14 protein-coding genes and 7 tRNA genes are annotated in these 17,371 nt (G+C 48.7%); 17 read left to right on the forward strand and 4 right to left on the reverse strand.

Annotation, left to right across the window (positions count from 1 at the left end; translation table 11 throughout):
• Both GI364_RS11420 and GI364_RS11425 read right to left on the reverse strand, forming a co-directional pair.
• On the reverse strand, positions 1-1,200 hold the full coding sequence (locus tag GI364_RS11420; RefSeq protein WP_198853686.1) for a Ger(x)C family spore germination protein: 1,200 nt from the start codon (positions 1,198-1,200) through the stop codon (positions 1-3).
• Positions 1,197-2,777: a spore germination protein gene (locus GI364_RS11425; RefSeq protein ID WP_198853687.1), complete on the reverse strand. Its 1,581-nt coding sequence runs from the start codon at positions 2,775-2,777 to the stop codon at positions 1,197-1,199. Before GI364_RS11425 ends, GI364_RS11420 begins: the two co-directional genes overlap by 4 nt.
• A 244-nt stretch (positions 2,778-3,021) precedes the next feature.
• On the opposite strand from GI364_RS11425, the gene GI364_RS11430 reads away from it, so the two are divergent.
• Complete coding sequence (locus tag GI364_RS11430; protein ID WP_198853688.1) at positions 3,022-3,453, forward strand: hypothetical protein; 432 nt, start codon at positions 3,022-3,024, stop codon at positions 3,451-3,453.
• Between the two features lie 224 nt (positions 3,454-3,677).
• Here GI364_RS11430 and GI364_RS11435 read toward each other — a convergent pair whose 3' ends face one another.
• On the reverse strand, positions 3,678-4,772 hold the full coding sequence (locus tag GI364_RS11435; protein WP_198853689.1) for a GerAB/ArcD/ProY family transporter: 1,095 nt from the start codon (positions 4,770-4,772) through the stop codon (positions 3,678-3,680).
• A 288-nt stretch (positions 4,773-5,060) separates the two neighbouring features.
• Between GI364_RS11435 and GI364_RS11440 the strand changes: the two genes are divergently transcribed.
• Positions 5,061-6,524: a class I SAM-dependent methyltransferase gene (locus GI364_RS11440; RefSeq protein WP_198853690.1), complete on the forward strand. Its 1,464-nt coding sequence runs from the start codon at positions 5,061-5,063 to the stop codon at positions 6,522-6,524.
• 45 nt (positions 6,525-6,569) lie between these two features.
• Positions 6,570-7,388 (forward strand): YheC/YheD family protein, encoded by an 819-nt coding sequence (locus GI364_RS11445; protein ID WP_198853691.1) that lies wholly within the window; start codon positions 6,570-6,572, stop codon positions 7,386-7,388.
• Here GI364_RS11445 and GI364_RS11450 read toward each other — a convergent pair.
• Entirely contained in the window at positions 7,363-7,629 is a 267-nt protein-coding gene (locus GI364_RS11450) for a hypothetical protein (protein ID WP_198853692.1), read from the reverse strand. The two genes, GI364_RS11445 and GI364_RS11450, sit on opposite strands and share 26 nt — an antisense overlap.
• Positions 7,630-7,718: 89 nt before the next feature.
• On the opposite strand from GI364_RS11450, the gene miaB reads away from it, so the two are divergent.
• The 14 genes from miaB (at position 7,719) to GI364_RS11520 (ending at position 17,299) form a co-directional block, all read left to right on the forward strand.
• On the forward strand, positions 7,719-9,284 hold the full coding sequence (gene miaB, locus GI364_RS11455; RefSeq protein WP_198853693.1) for a tRNA (N6-isopentenyl adenosine(37)-C2)-methylthiotransferase MiaB: 1,566 nt from the start codon (positions 7,719-7,721) through the stop codon (positions 9,282-9,284).
• Positions 9,281-9,700, forward strand: a complete 420-nt coding sequence (locus GI364_RS11460) for a YlbF/YmcA family competence regulator (protein ID WP_198853694.1) — start codon at positions 9,281-9,283, stop codon at positions 9,698-9,700. The genes miaB and GI364_RS11460 overlap by 4 nt, the downstream gene beginning before the upstream one ends.
• Positions 9,701-9,724: 24 nt before the next feature.
• Positions 9,725-12,400, forward strand: a complete 2,676-nt coding sequence (gene mutS / locus GI364_RS11465) for a DNA mismatch repair protein MutS (RefSeq protein ID WP_233096110.1) — start codon at positions 9,725-9,727, stop codon at positions 12,398-12,400.
• A complete protein-coding gene (gene mutL / locus GI364_RS11470; RefSeq protein WP_198853695.1) occupies positions 12,382-14,472 on the forward strand; it encodes a DNA mismatch repair endonuclease MutL in 2,091 nt (696 codons plus the stop codon). Before mutS ends, mutL begins: the two co-directional genes overlap by 19 nt.
• Positions 14,465-15,271, forward strand: a complete 807-nt coding sequence (locus GI364_RS11475; protein WP_198853696.1) for a class I SAM-dependent methyltransferase — start codon at positions 14,465-14,467, stop codon at positions 15,269-15,271. The genes mutL and GI364_RS11475 overlap by 8 nt, the downstream gene beginning before the upstream one ends.
• Positions 15,272-15,295: 24 nt before the next feature.
• Entirely contained in the window at positions 15,296-16,264 is a 969-nt protein-coding gene (miaA, locus tag GI364_RS11480) for a tRNA (adenosine(37)-N6)-dimethylallyltransferase MiaA (RefSeq protein ID WP_198853697.1), read from the forward strand.
• A 40-nt stretch (positions 16,265-16,304) separates the two neighbouring features.
• Positions 16,305-16,547, forward strand: a complete 243-nt coding sequence (gene hfq / locus GI364_RS11485; protein ID WP_198853698.1) for an RNA chaperone Hfq — start codon at positions 16,305-16,307, stop codon at positions 16,545-16,547.
• A 105-nt stretch (positions 16,548-16,652) separates the two neighbouring features.
• Positions 16,653-16,728 (forward strand) — tRNA-Thr (locus GI364_RS11490).
• Between the two features lie 3 nt (positions 16,729-16,731).
• A tRNA-Tyr gene (locus GI364_RS11495) sits at positions 16,732-16,815 on the forward strand.
• Between the two features lie 50 nt (positions 16,816-16,865).
• A tRNA-Trp gene (locus tag GI364_RS11500) sits at positions 16,866-16,941 on the forward strand.
• 2 nt (positions 16,942-16,943) lie between these two features.
• Positions 16,944-17,019, forward strand: a tRNA-His gene (locus GI364_RS11505).
• Positions 17,020-17,027: 8 nt separating this feature from the next.
• Positions 17,028-17,102, forward strand: a tRNA-Gln gene (locus GI364_RS11510).
• 42 nt (positions 17,103-17,144) lie between these two features.
• Positions 17,145-17,221 (forward strand) — tRNA-Arg (locus tag GI364_RS11515).
• Between the two features lies 1 nt (position 17,222).
• Positions 17,223-17,299 (forward strand) — tRNA-Pro (locus GI364_RS11520).
• The last annotated feature ends 72 nt before the right edge of the window (positions 17,300-17,371 follow it).

Raw genomic sequence — 17,371 nt, forward strand, 5'->3', positions numbered from 1 at the left:
TTACCACTGGCCCCTTTCTGTTTCTTTCGGCGATACAACGCCTTCGGATGTTTGTCCGACAACCTGTATCTTGATTTGGGTATTTACCTGAACAGGAACTTCGGAAAAGACTTGCTTCCAGTGTTTTTGTACTGTGTCCCACTTGCGGGGATATTTTTTTGCCAAAGCCAGATCGAATCCAAAAATATCAGTATGGTATTGATGTTGTGCTTTACCTATCAGGTCACTTACGCACCCCTTGATTTCTTTTTCTGCGCTCCGTTCAACAGAATGAATTTCTGCGGGAGAGGCGAACTTAACGTTACTTTCGGATTCACGCAGTATCCCTGTTCCTGTGAGCGTGACAGTGTAATGCAAACGTCCCTTCTCAAATACAGGATTGATACGACTGTGAAACTTAGAAAAGTCAATGGTAGCATATCCTTTGCCGGGTGAACTTTCCTTAGCTCCATTCACCTTAAAGGTGGCCTGGTACGTGCTAAGTGTATTGATTATCCAGAAGCGATACGCTGCTTCTGAGTAATCCAGGTACCCAACTAGCTTGAGTTGTTTGTTAAAAACAGCTCTACCCATAAATTGAAATGTGGTCTTGCTCGAGTGCGGGGACTCGGGGACGATCTTCAGTACAGGAAGCGTTGGACTGCTTGTCGGATGCACGGAAGCCATCAAAAACGGGAGCAGTGTGGTTCCAATATCCCCTCCGACAAATTTCCGGCTTTTCATAATGGCTAGTGCAGGGTACTGCTCTAATGGAGACCGGATGTGAAGTGCGTGTTCTGCCGTATCGTTTTCGACAACAAAAACATCACTGCGCAGCCTGACGTCTGGATTTCTCGTGAATTCATCCATAATGCCGCTGAGTCCGTGTTTGGCCAGTTTTTCACCAATAAATACAATTCTTCGGTGCCCGAGAAAATACTTTCTCGACAACTTCGTCTGCATGTTTTGTGCTGCATCAAGGATGTTGTGTCCTGGAGCCGAGACAGTGATAAATTGCTGTCTCATTGTCCCAAGTCCCTTGGACAAGTTAATGGGGAGAATGACCTGATCGGTCAGCAACAGGTCTCCATCGTCCTTCAAATCAACACCAGAAGCCATTACCAGGGCCCTGTTGTTCAGTTCAATCCGGTCCCAGCAGCCAGTTGTAAGAAAACTCATTGCAATGAGAGCAGTCATACTTCCGAAGCGCAACACCTTCATGTTGAGTCCGCCCCCGAACTGTTAGGTCGACGCTTGGCACCCGGATTGTCCTGATGTGGCCGGTTTCTCTGCGGCAAATACCTGCGCGGTGCTCGTATTAACACGTCGAGTAGTTGTTTGGGGTTTCTTGGGGACAGGGGAGACATGTATGGAACACCGAACGAACGCAGGTTTAGTTGATGCGTGAGTATCACAATAAAACTGAGCGTAATTCCGTACAACCCGACCGTTCCAGCTAACAGCAATACAAAAAACCGCAGGATTCGATAAGAAAAACCGAAGTTGTACCTAGGAATTGTAAACGATGCAATGCCGGACATGGCCACGACAATAACCGTTGGTGCCGAAACAATCCCAGCCTCCACGGCAGCTTGTCCAACAACCAAACCGCCGACGATACTTACGGCGGAGCCAACAGCTTTTGGAAGACGAACGCCTGCTTCACGCAGTCCTTCAAAGATAATCTCCATCATGAAGGCTTCCAGAACAACGGGAAAGGGACTGCCATTATGAGATGCTGCAAAAGTAATCAGCAAATTGGTCGGAAGCATTTGCGGATGGAAGCTGGTCAGAGCCACATAAACGGGTGTAAGGAAAATGGACAGATTCAGCATGATAAAACGGACCCATCTAATGAGGGTGACGTAGACGGGACGTTGATAATAGTCGTCAGGCGCCTGAAACCCGTTCCAAAAGGTCATGGGGACAAGCAGTACGGTTGGAGTTCCATCAACCGCAATGGCAATCTTGCCTTCAAGCAGCGCCGCAGCCACGACATCAGGACGTTCTGTGTTTTGCACTTGAGGATAGGGAGACAATGGTGAGTCTTCAAGAAACTCTTCGATGTAATGCGCGTCGAACACCGACGAAAGACGGATGTTCTTTAAGCGCTGATGGACTTCTTCAAGTACCGAATCTTCCGCAACACCGCTCAAATACAAGATGGCGACATCCGTCTTGGAACTTTCACCAATTATCATAGCTTCGGTTCTGAGCCGAGCATCGCGCAATCGCCTTCGAATCAGTGCTGTCGTATCTCTCAACGTTTCGTTGAAAGCTTCATGAGGCCCCTGTACCGAGGGTTCGGACTGTGATTCTTCAATGGGTCGTACAGGCCACCCAGCCATCTCTGCTAAGAGGGCGGTGCGCGTTCCACCTCCGATTATGGCAACATGCCCCGTTAACAGTCCATCAATCACACCTCCAAGTGTATTGACATTCTTCACGTTGGCAATGGGAACGAGTTGTTTGGTGACGAATTCAAAAACGCCGTTAGGCATCCATCTGCTCCGTGCGGCTGACGGGCCATCAATGACCAGAGGCTTCAGGACAGTTTCGTTTAATGTTTTTGTGTCCACAAGTCCCGTTACATAGATAATGAGAAGCTGAGAATTTTTGGCCAGCTCCACTCGTCGAAAGACAATGTCAGCGGCATTGCCCGATACGCTTTTTACTTTTTCTTCAATCCAATCGATATTCTTATCCAGTACACCGGACAAGTCATCGTTTTGCGGCTCTAGTCCGCGATGTCGAAGCTTTTGATGGCTGAAAACATTGAAAAAGCCTCTGTAACTCATAAGCATCTCCCACATAGCAGGCTAGGTACTTGTCAAAAATGGTTGGCGTCTACAGCAATTCAGAGGTGTACTTAATGTACCCGCATTAAGCTGTTTCAATTACTGAATGGTGACTGAATTACCAAATGACGTAATCTGAGATGCAGGATTGGCAAGGGGACCTGCGATCCGCAGTGAAAGGCCGTGACGTGAGCGGTGTTTTCGAAATAAGGATAAAGAAACGGCCTGACGGGGAGGGGAAGTTGTGGCAAATTCGAAGCAGCGAAAGCATTCTTCCCGGCACGGACTTGTCGCACTGCAATACTCCATTGATTTTGTCATGGCAATTCTACTGCTGACAGGACGCATCACGACATCTGGAATTTTTGTTGTGCCTGAGGGCTTCTTTTTAGGGGCAACGGGTCCCATTTTTGGGGGTGATTTGTTTGAGGGAACGTCCGAGGAAATGTCGTTGAGCCTGCGCGCTGTCAACGTCATTACGGCCGTCTTGCTGATTCTGAATGTGATACGGGTCACGGGCACGTATGTGACGAGCGGTCGCCAAATTGTTGTGTTCAGCGGTGAGATCTTTGGCATCAAGGATATTGCTGGAGTAGTCAGTGCAGATGAAATGAAACGAGATTTGGCTTTTGATATAAGACAATATGTACGTGCTCAGTTACTCCGTGAACGCTGACAACTACATGTATCGAAGGATGTGAGTGTCAATTGGAACACCAAGAAAAAAGTCAAAATGAAAATAATGGGCTTTTCAACCTGGGATTTCGATTTTATGCAGTCGCATTTCTTGTTATTTTCTATTACTTCTTTACTAAACCTGTTAACCGTTCCCATGCCCTGGAGAGTGAATGACCAAGGCCTCATTGATGACTCATATTGTAAGCGTCGTGTTCGCAACCTCTACGGGCCGGGTCCTGTTGCTAACCGCCTTCGGATCCGGAAGACGAGGATGGTGGTGCAGGGAATGATGATTGCTGTGAAGATGTAATAGGCTGGCGTTGTAGACAGGTTGTAGTGGCTCAGAGCAGTTCCGTCCTTGATGAGCAGGATTGCTCCAGCCCAGCAGGCAATGGTGAGCGAAATAACAGAGGTTTTGTAACTGGTCACATTAAAGACTTCTGTTATTGCTAAACTGGTGAGATAGATGTAAAAGGTCAATTTCAGGTAAACCGTAGTGAGTAATCCCATAATATAGAGCGTATCGAAACGTTGTACAAACTCTCCCAGATAAATGGACCGGACTACTGAAAGCAGCGTATAGGTGACATAGCTGATATTTCTCCCGAGAACGGATATACTGATGATTTCTATGATGACAGATAATACGACGATGAGGATGCCGGCAAGGAAGACATCAACGGCGATTTTTTTTGGCTGGGACAGGTTTGTGTAGACTTGTAAGATGACAATGAGTTGCAGCATAAAGGTTGTATTAGGAAGAATCGCACCACGAAAAATCGGGATCCACCCGTCGGCAATGCTAGGTGACAGTTGGGAAAAGTCAGCGTAACGAAGGCTGAGTAGTATCGGAATGACCGTTCCAAGAAACATCAATGGCGCGAAAAATTGTGCCGTTCGACCCAATGATTCTAATCCGTGCAAGGCTCCAAACGAAATGGGAATGACCAAAGCGGCTGCAAGTACAACGAGAGCAGTCTTGGGATAGACTGTTCCTTCCAGGAACAGGTTAAACTCGCGCCATATGATACATATAGCCACGAATAACCAGATTAGATACCAGATACCAACGAGTGCCCCGACAATAGGACCAAAGGCCAATTTAAAACTCTTCGCTAAGTTAACGTTCTCAAACGTACGCGAATAGGCGTATGCGATGATAACAGTTATCAGGAGTCCAATAGATGTCAGCGATGCACAAATCCAACCGTCATTAATGGTGAAATGCGCAATACCAGTTGGCATAACCAAGATGCCAGTTCCCATAATGGTCCAGAAGAGCAGATAAACTACTTGTGTACGAGAAACAATTGTCAAATGGATCACCCTTGTTTTAGAGAAAAAGCCTGATGCTGTCACGTATCGGTTACTATGCCAATAAATCCGGTATCTATGTACGTATCCGGTCCCATTACTAACTTGCCGTCCAGTTTCGATGCTCGTTAAGGGCTGTCGTACCAGCCTCCAGGATTACAGATTCGCTTCCTTTCATTTAATTTCCCGAGGATTCTCTGACAAAACGCGATTTATGTTGAATTACAGAGGAATTTTGAGAATTTTGTCGAAGCGTTCATTTTAGTCCTTTTGAAAAGGGGTAACGGTGCTATGACGATTGCCTTAGACACAAAACCTGGAATAAATCATCAACGCATATCCGATATGCTCAACCGCAATATTATTTTGGCACCCTGGCTCTCTACTGAGGGAAAGATAAACCGGATTAGCAAAGAACAACAGGAACTGATACTGGCACTTGCCAGGAGATTAAATGAAAACCGGATACGCAGAATTAAAATGCTGGTTGTCGATGAGCGGATGTTCGTATCTGAAGCGTATGCGCTCTATATGCATGCTGAGTTTCTTAAATCCACGGCAATATATCTGTCCTCCATGAAGCTCGGTACACTTCGGGTTACTGATGAGATGATCCACGTTGCAGACAGACTTCTCGCTGAATACTTGAAGAACTACGGTTCCGATGCTTTAGTGAACAATTACATGCTGATTGGCAGTTATGAACACGGTCAGTTGCTGGAATTCTATAAAAAGGTCCCGAAAGAGGTCTATGTCTCTGGGCGATGGCATCGCCCCTGGACAGAGTTTCCACTCGATGGAGAATTGGACTATGCAATCAGTCAGAGTGCAGTGAAGATCGACGCAGACGGGCTTGTTCAACTTACGGATCGCGGGAGGGAAATATATCAACAAGTGAAGCAGGTTCTTGTTAATACTGGGTATCTCCAGCAGCGCGCAAGATGGATGCGGATCTCCAATTTCACAAACTTGGAGGATTATGACGAGGTCATTGAAACCTTGGGTCCAGATGCTCACACAATGAGACGAAAACTGATTCACATGTCGGGAATCAAACCAGGTATGAGAGTTCTTGAGTTAGGATGTGGTACAGGAACGCTCACTTTTGATGACGGATTACACCAAATTGTCGGGGCGACAGGAAGTATTGTCGGCGTAGACTTGTCAGCCGGCATGTTAGCTCGGGCTGAGGTGAAGCGGAAACGACTAGGAATTGAAAACGTTAAGTTCGTACAATCAGACGCAGAAAATTTGCCTTTTAAATTTCAAGAATTTGATGCAGTGGTGGGCTTTGGATTCTTGCATTTTACCAACATACCCAAGGTTTTGCACGAAGTGGTTCGGGTATCAAAACGAGGTGCCCCGTTTGTTACAATGTTTCCCCTGCAATTTCCAGCTTCTCAAGACTTCTTTCAGGAATGGTTTGGTGACTTGCTTGCAATACAGGAACAGGAAGACAGCAATGTTTTGTTACATTCAGATGAAGCTTTAGAAAGTGTGGGTGATTTCTTCCGGGATTTCGAAACGTTCACTACGGAAGCTAGAATCCCTTATGACAATCCGGCAATGGTAGTGAAGTTCTTTGTCGAAGTAGCAAACTTCTTTGATGGAGCGCTGTCACGATTTCCTTGGCGGGCGCGCCAAGAGAAAATCAATGAATTGATTGAAAGAGGCGAGGTTATTGTTGCCAAGTACGGTCGACGAAACCTTGTTTCAAAACACGCAATGCAGTGGATTAGAGCGGTCAATTCGTGACCTTGATTGTACTTGATCCAAGATTGTAGGGAAGCAAAAAGTTCGATGCGTGCATGCCTGTGTTCAACCAATCATGGTGCGTTTGATAAGGCGGAGATCTATCGGGTTATTTCCAGGTCGTCCGCATCCGGTTATTTGCCAGAGACATATTTAGCGCTCAACCAGGGAGCATTTCGTGAAATGCTAAGCCGTCATTCTTCGATTTACTTAAAGCCGCGGGGGGGAAGTATCGGTCAAGGAATGGTAAGGATTGACGCGCGGGCGGATGGTTATGATATTTCGGTTTTAAAAGACCACGAAACAAAAGTGTATCAGGCGACGAATCTTGAAGCGGCTTGGAGTTCAGTAAACCAGCATCGGATGCCAGGCGGACAGTACCTAATCCAGGCGGCGAAACCCCTGCTCAAATGGCAAGGCAGACCTTGTGACTTTCGTACGCTGCTGCAGAAATACGGTGCTCATTGGCGTGTTGTGGGTATTGGCGTGAGAGTGGCAGGAGAAGGTGTCATTACGACTCACGTTCCCAACGGCGGGAGCATTGTAGCTGCAAATGAAGTGTTGCAGTCCAGTTTTAAATCGCGTGCGGGGGACGTTGAACGCGAACTGAGAAGAGCTGTATTGCAATCCGCAGACGCCATTGATTTGTATTATGACCGCAAACTTGGTGAAATGTCTATGGATATGGCGATTGAAGACACGGGTCGAGTCTGGTTCCTGGAAGCCAATTCCAAACCAATGAAGTTCGATGAAAAGAGTATCCGAAAAGAGTCCCTGGAAGGTGTCATTCTACATCTTGAGGAGCTTCAGCAGGACAAACGGGCAGTCCAAAAGGCTGCGCTCACGCGTCCAGACTCTCATCAATGAGCGGCCAGGGCAGAGAAAAACGCTGTTTGCCTTTCAAAATTCGGATGATTGCCAGCGCCGGGATGTATTGCCATTGCCCTGAATAGATGAGAACGGCTCCATCCTGGCGCAATAGTTGATGAAGTCCGAGAAAGTCCTGAACGAGTGTACGCTTGTCACAAGAGACCACGGGACCTTCGAGGATATCGGGTACATTCGAGCAGTGGATTTGAAATGTTGGCACATTTTGCTTATTGGACAAGCTGTTTTCTCACTCCTATCACGGGGTTTTGACATTGTGGTATGATGGTGTCGTATTATACCCTTATTATACAGTAAAGGAGGATTCGTTTGGCGACAGAGAACTTGATTAAAAAGTTGCGCGAAGGACGTCTGCAGTCAGGTCAGGGACTCACATTTGGGACACATCGCCCGAATCCCGTAAACCATATACAGTACGATGCAGATGAGTTGACGAAAGACTACCAGATTGGAAGAAAGGTTGACGGTTCTGCATACCGTTTTCTCATAAAAACCTACGGCTGTCAGATGAACGAACACGATACAGAAATGATGTCTGGGTTGTTTTTGGCCATGGGTTATGAACATGCAGAGAGCAATGAGGATGCTGATGTCATTCTCTTCAACACCTGTGCAGTGCGGGAAAACGCGGAAGACAAGGTATTTGGCGAAATTGGGCGTCTGCGTCCGCTCAAATCCCGCAATCCTGAGCTCATGCTTGGTTTATGCGGGTGCATGGCACAGGAACAGAGTGTGCAGACCATGGTTCGGGAGAAGTTCCCGTGGGTCGATCTCGTTTTTGGAACGCACAATATTCACCGCCTCCCCGCTTTAGTCAAGGAAGCTCGAGATAGTCAGGAAACTGTAATGGAAATCTGGGATAAGGCTGCCTCAACGGTGGAGAACATTCCTAAGTCACGCAAGGAAAATACGCGCGCGTGGGTTAACATTCAGTACGGTTGCAACAAGTTCTGCACCTACTGTATTGTCCCGTATACGCGCGGTGCTGAACGCAGCCGTCTTCCGGAGGATATCGTTGCCGAAGTAACAGAGTTGGCGAATGAAGGCTTTAAAGAAATCACGCTGCTGGGACAGAATGTGAATGACTACGGCGTTGATTTGGGGAGTGTGACGTTTGCACAGTTACTGAAGCAAGTTGCAGAGCTTTCAGGAATTGAGCGCATTCGTTTTACCACCTCAAACCCGTGGAATTTTACGGACGAATTGATAGAGACCATCGCGCTGCATGACAATATTGTGGAACACATCCATCTTCCCATGCAGTCCGGCAACAATCAGGTCTTGAAGCGAATGAATCGTACTCATACCAGAGAGTACTATTTGGAATTGGTAGACAAAATCAGAACGAAGATTCCGAATGTAAGCTTGACTACCGATATCATTGTAGGGTTTCCCGGTGAAACTGAAGAACAGTTCCAGGAGACTTTGAGTCTGGTTAACCAAGTGCGCTTCGATAATGCGTTCACATTTATTTATTCGCCTCGTGAAAATACTCCGGCGGCAGGCTTCCATGATGACGTCACCATGGAAGAGAAGAAGCAACGATTGCAACGTCTAAACGACCTGCAATACGGTATTAGTCGAAACATAAATGAGAAACTGTCTGGTGAAATCGTTGAGGTGCTGGTAGAAGGCGAGAGCAAAACCAACCCCGATGTAATGGCCGGTCGTACGAGAACGAACAAGTTGGTCTTGGTCCCCGGTGATAAATCGCTTCGCGGCAGCTTGGTTCAGGTGAAGATTGTGGACCCGAAGACGTGGACGTTGATGGGGGAACTAGTCACCGGATTGAGCCCACAGGAGATTAAAGCAGACAGAGCAGAAACGGATCCAAACAGAGCAGAGACGGATCCAAACAGGGAGGCATTGGCATGACATATGAAAGTGTGGCTGAAAAGACAAGCGAGATTGCTGAGTCTATCGCAGGTTCAAAAGCCGCGCGGGAATACTGGAAAGCTCGTGAGAAGATGGAGTCTCACCGTCGAGCGCAGCAGTTGTTTGAGGAACTAAAACTCAAAACCAACTCCTATATGATTTTGGCGCAACAGTTACCGGAGACACACCCAAAAGTCATGTTGGCGAAATTGGAAATGGATGAAATTGAGGAGCAACTGCGGAAAATCCCTGTTGCCATTCAATATAAGGAAGCTCAGGCTGATGTGAACGAAATGACGCAGATGGTTATCTCAACACTGCTGGTCCGTCTTCAGGATGTCCTGCCTGTCGAACGCGGTCCGAGACAAGGATGTGGTCAGGGCCACGGCGGTCAGGGTTGCGACTGCCAATCGTAACGCAGGGAGTGTAGACAATCTCTTATGACTCCAATGATGAAGCAGTATATGGAGATAAAGGAAAAGCATCAGGATGCACTGTTAATGTTTCGACTTGGTGATTTCTACGAGTTATTTGAAGAAGACGCCAAAACGGCGAGTAAGGAACTGGAAATCACGCTCACTGGGAGAGCAGGCGGCGCACAGGGACGTATTCCCATGTGCGGCGTCCCATTTCACAGTGCCGCACAGTACATCGCACGCTTGAACGAAAAAGGCTACTCTGTTGCCATCTGTGAACAAACAGAGGATCCACAACAAGCCAAGGGACTGGTTAAGCGGGAAGTGGTCCGTGTCATTACTCCTGGAACGGCATTGCCAGATGTCGGTACTGGAAATCGGTACATGGCATCACTGATTGTCCGCAACGGATTGATTGGTCTTTCATTTTTGGACGTTGGAACAGGAGAGGTCTATACTGACGAGTTTTCGGAGGAGAAAGAGGCAAGAGAACAGTTTGCTTCGTGGCAACCGGTAGAAATCCTCACTTATGACAGTCTTGACTCCGAGCAGCAGCTGCCGCTCTTGTTGCAGTGGAGCCGCGAACATCAAATTCCAGTCACAATCAGGTCCGAAGCTAGGCAGCAACCTGCGAAAATGCAGCAAGTGGTTCTCAGTCAATACCATGTATCTACTTTGTTGCCGTTGGACTTGGACAAGTCTCCTGCTGCTGCCGAAGCGTTGGGACTTGCTCTGCAATACATCCGGGATACTCAAAAGGTGGATTTGGCTCACTTACGACAACCTGCGCGGGTCCGTCAGCAGCAAGCAATGCATTTAGACTACACGGCTCTTGCCAATCTGGAAGTTTTGGAGACCGTTCGTACGCGAAAGCAGAACAGTTCACTGTACGGTTTACTTCACCGTACCAAGACTGCCATGGGAAGCAGGCTTTTGCGGAAGTGGCTGGAACGTCCTCTAAAGGATGTTAAAGCCATAGAGGCACGATTAGATGCAGTAGAGGTACTCGTGAATGACTTGTTTCTTCGAAACCATTTGCAAGAAGCGCTGGCAAACGTGTACGATCTCGAGCGCCTTGCTGGAAGAGTTGCCTTCGGCTCTGCCAATGCGCGAGATTTACTCGCGGTGTCGAGGTCGCTCCTGCAACTCCCTGAACTGACAGATGTACTTTCGCAACGCCCGGAAAAATTGTTTTCGGATTTGACTTCGCGGATGCCTGACCTGACAGCGCTTGCTAAGGAGATTGAACACACGCTTGTCGACGAACCGCCTGTGTCTGTACGTGACGGCAGCTTGATTCGAAAAGGTGTCAATGAAGAATTAGATGCATTGCGTGAATTGAGCGGATCGGGAAAAACGTGGCTTGCGAACCTTGAACAGCAGGAACGGGAAAGAACGGGTATCAAGTCTCTTAAAGTAGGTTACAACAAAGTGTTTGGCTATTACCTTGAGGTGTCAAAGGCGAATTTGCACTTGGTTCCAGACAACTATGAAAGGCGGCAGACTTTGTCGTCTGCAGAGCGCTATGTCTTACCAGAGTTGAAGGAACAGGAAGCCAGAATTCTCAATGCGGAAGACAGTTCTACTGCCTTGGAGTACGACTTGTTTACGGACCTGCGGAACAAGGTGCAATGTTCGTTGCTTCAATTGCAGCAGGCTGCCGATGTGGTAGCAGAGATTGACATCCTGTGTGCGTTCGCCTCAGTTTCTGTTGAAGGAGGATACACCCGTCCTGTTTTAATGGAAGAGAGAGGTATTGAGATTCGAGCAGGCCGTCATCCGGTTGTTGAAGCGCAGATGAGAGGGCAATTTGTTCCAAATGATGTGTCGTTGACCTCCACTCGTCAGATGGTTTTAATCACCGGACCGAACATGGCCGGAAAGAGCACGTTTATGCGTCAGACGGCATTGATTGTGCTGATGGCTCATATTGGGTGCTTTGTGCCGGCTGAGTCAGCGCAAATCGGGCTTGTCGACCGCATTTTCACGCGCATCGGTGCGTCCGATGATCTGACTGCCGGACAGAGTACATTTATGGTGGAAATGGTGGAGTTGGCGCAGGTTCTGCGTCAGGGAACGAATCGAAGTCTAGTGCTCCTCGATGAAGTTGGACGAGGAACGAGTACATACGACGGCTTGTGCATTGCAGAATCTGTGATGGAAACACTCTCACAACCGGATTCCCCCTTGACGCTGTTCGCAACCCATTACCATGAGTTGACGGAGACAGCCGATACCATGAATAGTGTTGCCAATGCCTCGGTCCTCGTTCAAGAAGAAGGGGATTCCATTTCCTTTTTACATACGGTGGTGGACCGTCCGGCAGACCGAAGTTACGGTATTCAGGTTGCCAAACTTGCCGGTGTACCCAGTCACGTCATTGAGAGAGCACAGGACCTGCTGCAGAAACGAGAAAACAGTGCTTCAGTGCTTGCGGCACGTTCTGCGACTGCGGTTAAGGAAACTGCAGTGGCTTTAAATAGCGTTGAGCCCGCTGCGACGAACTCGAATTCGAACTTCCCAGCTTCTCACACGGGGATGTCTCAGCAAGGGCTCTTGGGCCTGTTTCCAGATACTGATTTACTTGATGAACTGGCCCAGATTGATGTACTCAAATTGACCCCAATTGACGCGATGAACAAATTGTACGAAGTCGTACAGAGAGTGAAGGATGTGACTGGATGGGACAAATCCAGGTAATGTCACCGGCTTTGGCCAACCAAATCGCAGCAGGGGAGGTTGTGGAACGCCCTGCTTCCTGTGTTAAAGAATTGCTGGACAACAGTCTGGATGCTGGCGCATCCAAAGTCTCTATAGCTCTTGAAGAAGGCGGCATTTCTGCTATCGTAGTTGAGGATAACGGCAAAGGCATGGATAAGGAGGACGCTGTTCTAGCTTTTGCTCGCCACGCGACCAGTAAATTGAAGACCGAGTATGAGTTAACAAGAATAATGACGCTCGGATTTCGCGGTGAGGCGTTGGCTTCGATTGCGGCTGTTAGTCGTGTGAGATTGCAAACGAGATCGGAGAAAGAAGAACACGGCTGGGTTGTCACGGCAGAGGGCAGTGATGCAACGAACGTTCCGGAGCCCATTGGCATGGCTTCGGGCACCACGGTTGAGGTCAGGGACTTGTTTTTCAACACGCCGGCCAGGCTGAAGTATTTACGCACAGTGCATACGGAGCAGGCGCGCTGCGTTGAAGTTGTGCAGCGGGCAGCGCTCAGTCGGCCTGATGTAGCGTTTCGGCTGGAAGTTGACCATCGCATACTGTTTCAGACACCAGGAAAAAACAAGGTGTTGGACGTGCTCGCGACCTTATACGGAGTCGGGGAAGCAAGGCAGTTTCTGAAAGTCGACATGGAAACGCCGGACTACCGTGTGTATGGTTATATTGGGAGACCCACACAGGGGAAGTCTTCGCGGACTCACGCAAACTGGTTTCTTAACGAGCGGTCTATTCGCAACATTGGTCTGCATCAAGCCGTGATGAAAGGGTATCAAGGCAGGCTGATGATTAATAAACACCCTGTGTATGCCTTGTATTTAAAGATGAATGCGACGTTGGTGGACGTGAATATTCACCCGCATAAATCTGAAGTCAGATTTAGTGAAGAGAGAGATGTCACGCGCCTGGTGCAAGAAGCGGTGAGTCAAGCTTTGGAGCAGGCGTTTCTTGTCCCGGGAGCGGATCGATCGAGGGACAACTGGCATCACAATGGACCCCAATCTCTGCAGAAGGACCTGGGGCTGAAGGAAGAGCATGGACCAAGGGTTCGAGACTCCTATGAACCGCGACGTCCGTCTTCCGCGGAGGAAATTGCTGCAGCGAAAGACTTGTTTCGAACAACCCATACATCAACCGGACTCGTCCCGAGTGGCAACGGCTCAGTTGGGGCGGTCATTCACGAGCAGAAACAGCCTCTTGAGACGGACAAGGATGACGCTGTGTCGGTTGACAAAGATCCCGTATCTGAAGCGAAGCTTGAGCCAAGGGAAACGACGTACGCAGATGCAGCAGAGGCTGTGCCGGAAGCTGCTCAACGGGATGGGGACAGAACGAAGGGCGTAATAGAGCCTTCACACGCGACTGAGGAAGACCGGGGGGACTCTGACGCATCAGGAGAAGATACGACGAATAGACTTCAACACATTGACGGAGAAAGGTCCGTAGAGGCGACGCGTCGACAACTTAGGGCACTTCGTCCTATTGGGCAGGTACTCGGAACCTACATTTTGGCTGAGGCGGACAATGCGCTGTTCGTCATCGATCAGCATGCCGCTCACGAACGCGTTCTGTATGAACGTTTTCGTGAGCAGACGCAAGCGAGCCATACTGGCTCAATCCCCCTGTTGACGCCCATTACGCTGACGCTCACACCTCAGCAGCATGCCGTGTGTACAACACATTTAGAGTTGTTGAAGACACTTGGGATTGGCGTGGAGGAGTTTGGCGGTTACGAAATTATTGTCCGGACCATTCCTCATGTTTGGGAAGGCCTTGATGCACCCGTCTTGCTGGAGGAACTTTTACAACAGTTGACAGAGGTTGGGCGTCACCAAGATGTGCGGGAAGCCCTGCGCGAAAAAATTATCATGCGAGCTTGTAAGTCAGCGATTAAAGCGAACCACCGCTTGTCTGAAATGGAAATTTCAGCTCTGTGTCAGGCCCTGCCAGACTTGGACGATCCCTTTCACTGTCCACACGGCCGCCCTGTTCTGATTCGGTTGTCAAACGAAGATTTGGAGAAGGAGTTCCGACGTATTGTGTAAAACCACAAACCATGCCACACGTTTTGTTGTGACGACGCCATGGTCAGAATCTGATGCGGCCTCGAAGCAGGCAGATGAATTGGCTCTATGGTTTCATTGCAAGCGCGTGGTTCGAAATGCCAGAAGCATTGTCAAAGTATGCCGGGACGAAGCTGTTGAGGCCTGCTTAATTGCAGATGAGGTCCCAAAGTTTTATCATATGTCTGCTCCCGACAAGGCACTCTATTTCCATCCCGGTATGGCGATGCAGCGTTGCCTGCAGTTGGAACGGGGGCAGAGTGACAGACTGTTAACCGCCGCTGGAGTGAGGCTCGGCGATACGGTTGTGGATGCGACTCTTGGGTTGGGGACGGATTCGCTGGTTTTGGCGTTCGCTGTGGGTGACAAGGGCCGAGTTGAATCCCTTGAGGTCTCAGAACCACTGGCGATATTAGTCTCTTTTGCCATACATAAACGTGCAGAGCAGCCGGACTGGATGCAGCCCCTGCTTGAGCGGATTCGTGTTCACGTAACCGATTATCTCAGTTTCCTGCAAATGATGCCGACGGACAGTGTGGATATCGTATATTTTGATCCTATGTTTCGCAGTAGAAGTCATCATCCTTCCAGCGCTGATGCATTGCGGGAATATGCGGACAGCAGAGCACTGTCAGAGGCAGCAATAAGGGAAGCAAAGCGAGTAGCAAGGCGACGTGTAGTGGTAAAAGAGCGGATTTCTTCAGGCGTCTTTGAGCGGTTTGGTTTGAGGCCGGACAAAGAAAGAGCAAGGTTTTCCTATGGTATTCTGAATGTGAGGTAGTTTATGAGGAGGTTGAGGCAACTCTTGGCCAACAAGCCGCCAGTACTTTGTATTGTAGGTCCGACTGGAATTGGGAAGAGTGATTTTGGTGTGTCCGTGGCAAAAGCTGTGGGCGGTGAAGTAGTGTCTGCTGATTCAATGCAAATATACAAGAAAATGGATATTGGTACGGGTAAATTGCGTGAGGATGAAATGCAGGGCGTGCCACACTATCTGATTGATATTGCAGAACCGGATGCCACTTTTTCCGTAGCCCAGTGGACGAAACGGGCAGACGAGGCCATCTCCTCAATTTTGCGAAGGCAGCGTTTGCCCATTGTGGTCGGCGGGACAGGTTTGTATATTCGTTCTATAACTGAAAATTTGGATTTTGGAAAGACCCGCGGGTCGGCTCAAATTCGTCAAAAATGGGAGCACTACGCCCTGAAACATGGGCAACTGCAATTGCATAAGATTTTAGAGGAGCGTGACAAGGAGGCAGCACAGCGGCTGCATCCCAACGATGTGCGAAGAGTGATCCGTGCGCTTGAGGTACTCGAAACGGGCGGGAAGCCGTTCTCAGATGGCTATGACTGGTCCATTCAAGGGGGGCGGTACGATACAGTCCAGTTTGGACTTCGAATGAACAGGCAAGACTTGTATGCGCGTGTGGAGCATAGAATTGACAAAATGTTGGAGACTGGTTTGTTCGATGAAGTGGAGTCCTTGCTGAGACAAGATTACAACTGGGACTTGATTTCTATGCAAGCAATCGGGTACAAAGAATTAGCGTCATACTTTCGCGGACTGTGCACACGGGAGGAAGCAGTTGCACTTCTAAAGCGTAATACCCGGCGTTTTGTCAAACGTCAGATGTCCTGGTTCGGGCGCGATGGTAGAATTAAATGGCTTGATGTAGATCCGGTGAAAGGTATAGCAAACGATAGCTTTTCGCAGGTATACAACGAGGCTGTCAAACTTAAGGCAGGAATTCAAAAGGCCGAGACCGAATAGAGTCAACGTAGGAGTCTCGCAGTGAGTGGAGGATGCATTCATGAGCAAACAACCCATTAATATTCAAGACACTTTTTTAAATCAAGTACGAAAAGACAAAGTCCCTGTTATTGTGTATCTGGTAAACGGTTTTCAGATTCGCGGAACTGTCAAAGCATTTGACAACTTCACGGTGGTGCTTGAGAGTGATGGCAAACAGCAAATGATTTATAAGCATGCCATCTCAACATTCAATCCCATGAGGAACGTAAATCTGACATTTGAGTCAGGATCCGAGGAGTAAATAGAAGGACAAAATCACAGGCAATTTCGACGCAAATTTAATCGAAATCAGGCGTTGACAATAGCGATTTAAATGTGATAAGTTATGACTTGTCGCTGATGCGGCGCCAGCGTAGCTCAGATGGTAGAGCAACTGACTTGTAATCAGTAGGTCGCAGGTTCGACTCCTGTCGCTGGCTCCATACGGAGGGATACCAAAGTGGCCAAATGGGGCGGACTGTAAATCCGTTGCGGAAGCTTCGAAGGTTCGAATCCTTCTCCCTCCACCAGTTCCTTCGGGAGCCTTCATCAGCGACAGGTCAAGTTCCTGAAATCGCTAAGGGGCGTAGTTCAGTTGGTAGAACGGCGGTCTCCAAAACCGCATGTCGTGGGTTCGAATCCTGCCGCCCCTGCCATGGTGAGTATGGCGAAGTGGTTAACGCACCGGATTGTGGTTCCGGCACTCGTGGGTTCGATTCCCACTACTCACCCCATATTTCAATGGGGGGTAGCCAAGTGGTAAGGCAACGGACTTTGACTCCGTCATGCGAAGGTTCGAACCCTTCCCTCCCAGCCAGTTTTACAGGCGCCTTGGCGAGAGTCAGTAATTGTATGGTAAGTGCCCGTAGCTCAGCTGGATAGAGCGCTTGACTACGAATCAAGAGGTCGGGAGTTCGAATCTCTCCGGGCACGCCATCGGAGCATAGCGCAGCTTGGTAGCGCGCCTGCCTTGGGAGCAGGAGGTCGTGGGTTCGAATCCCGCTGCTCCGACCAGATATCGTCTCAGTCAGTTGTTTATGGCAGGACGTAGCATATGTTTTTCACGACTACTAGACAAGTCCTGAG

This window comes from Alicyclobacillus sp. SO9, assembly GCF_016406125.1.
Classification (GTDB): domain Bacteria; phylum Bacillota; class Bacilli; order Alicyclobacillales; family Alicyclobacillaceae; genus SO9.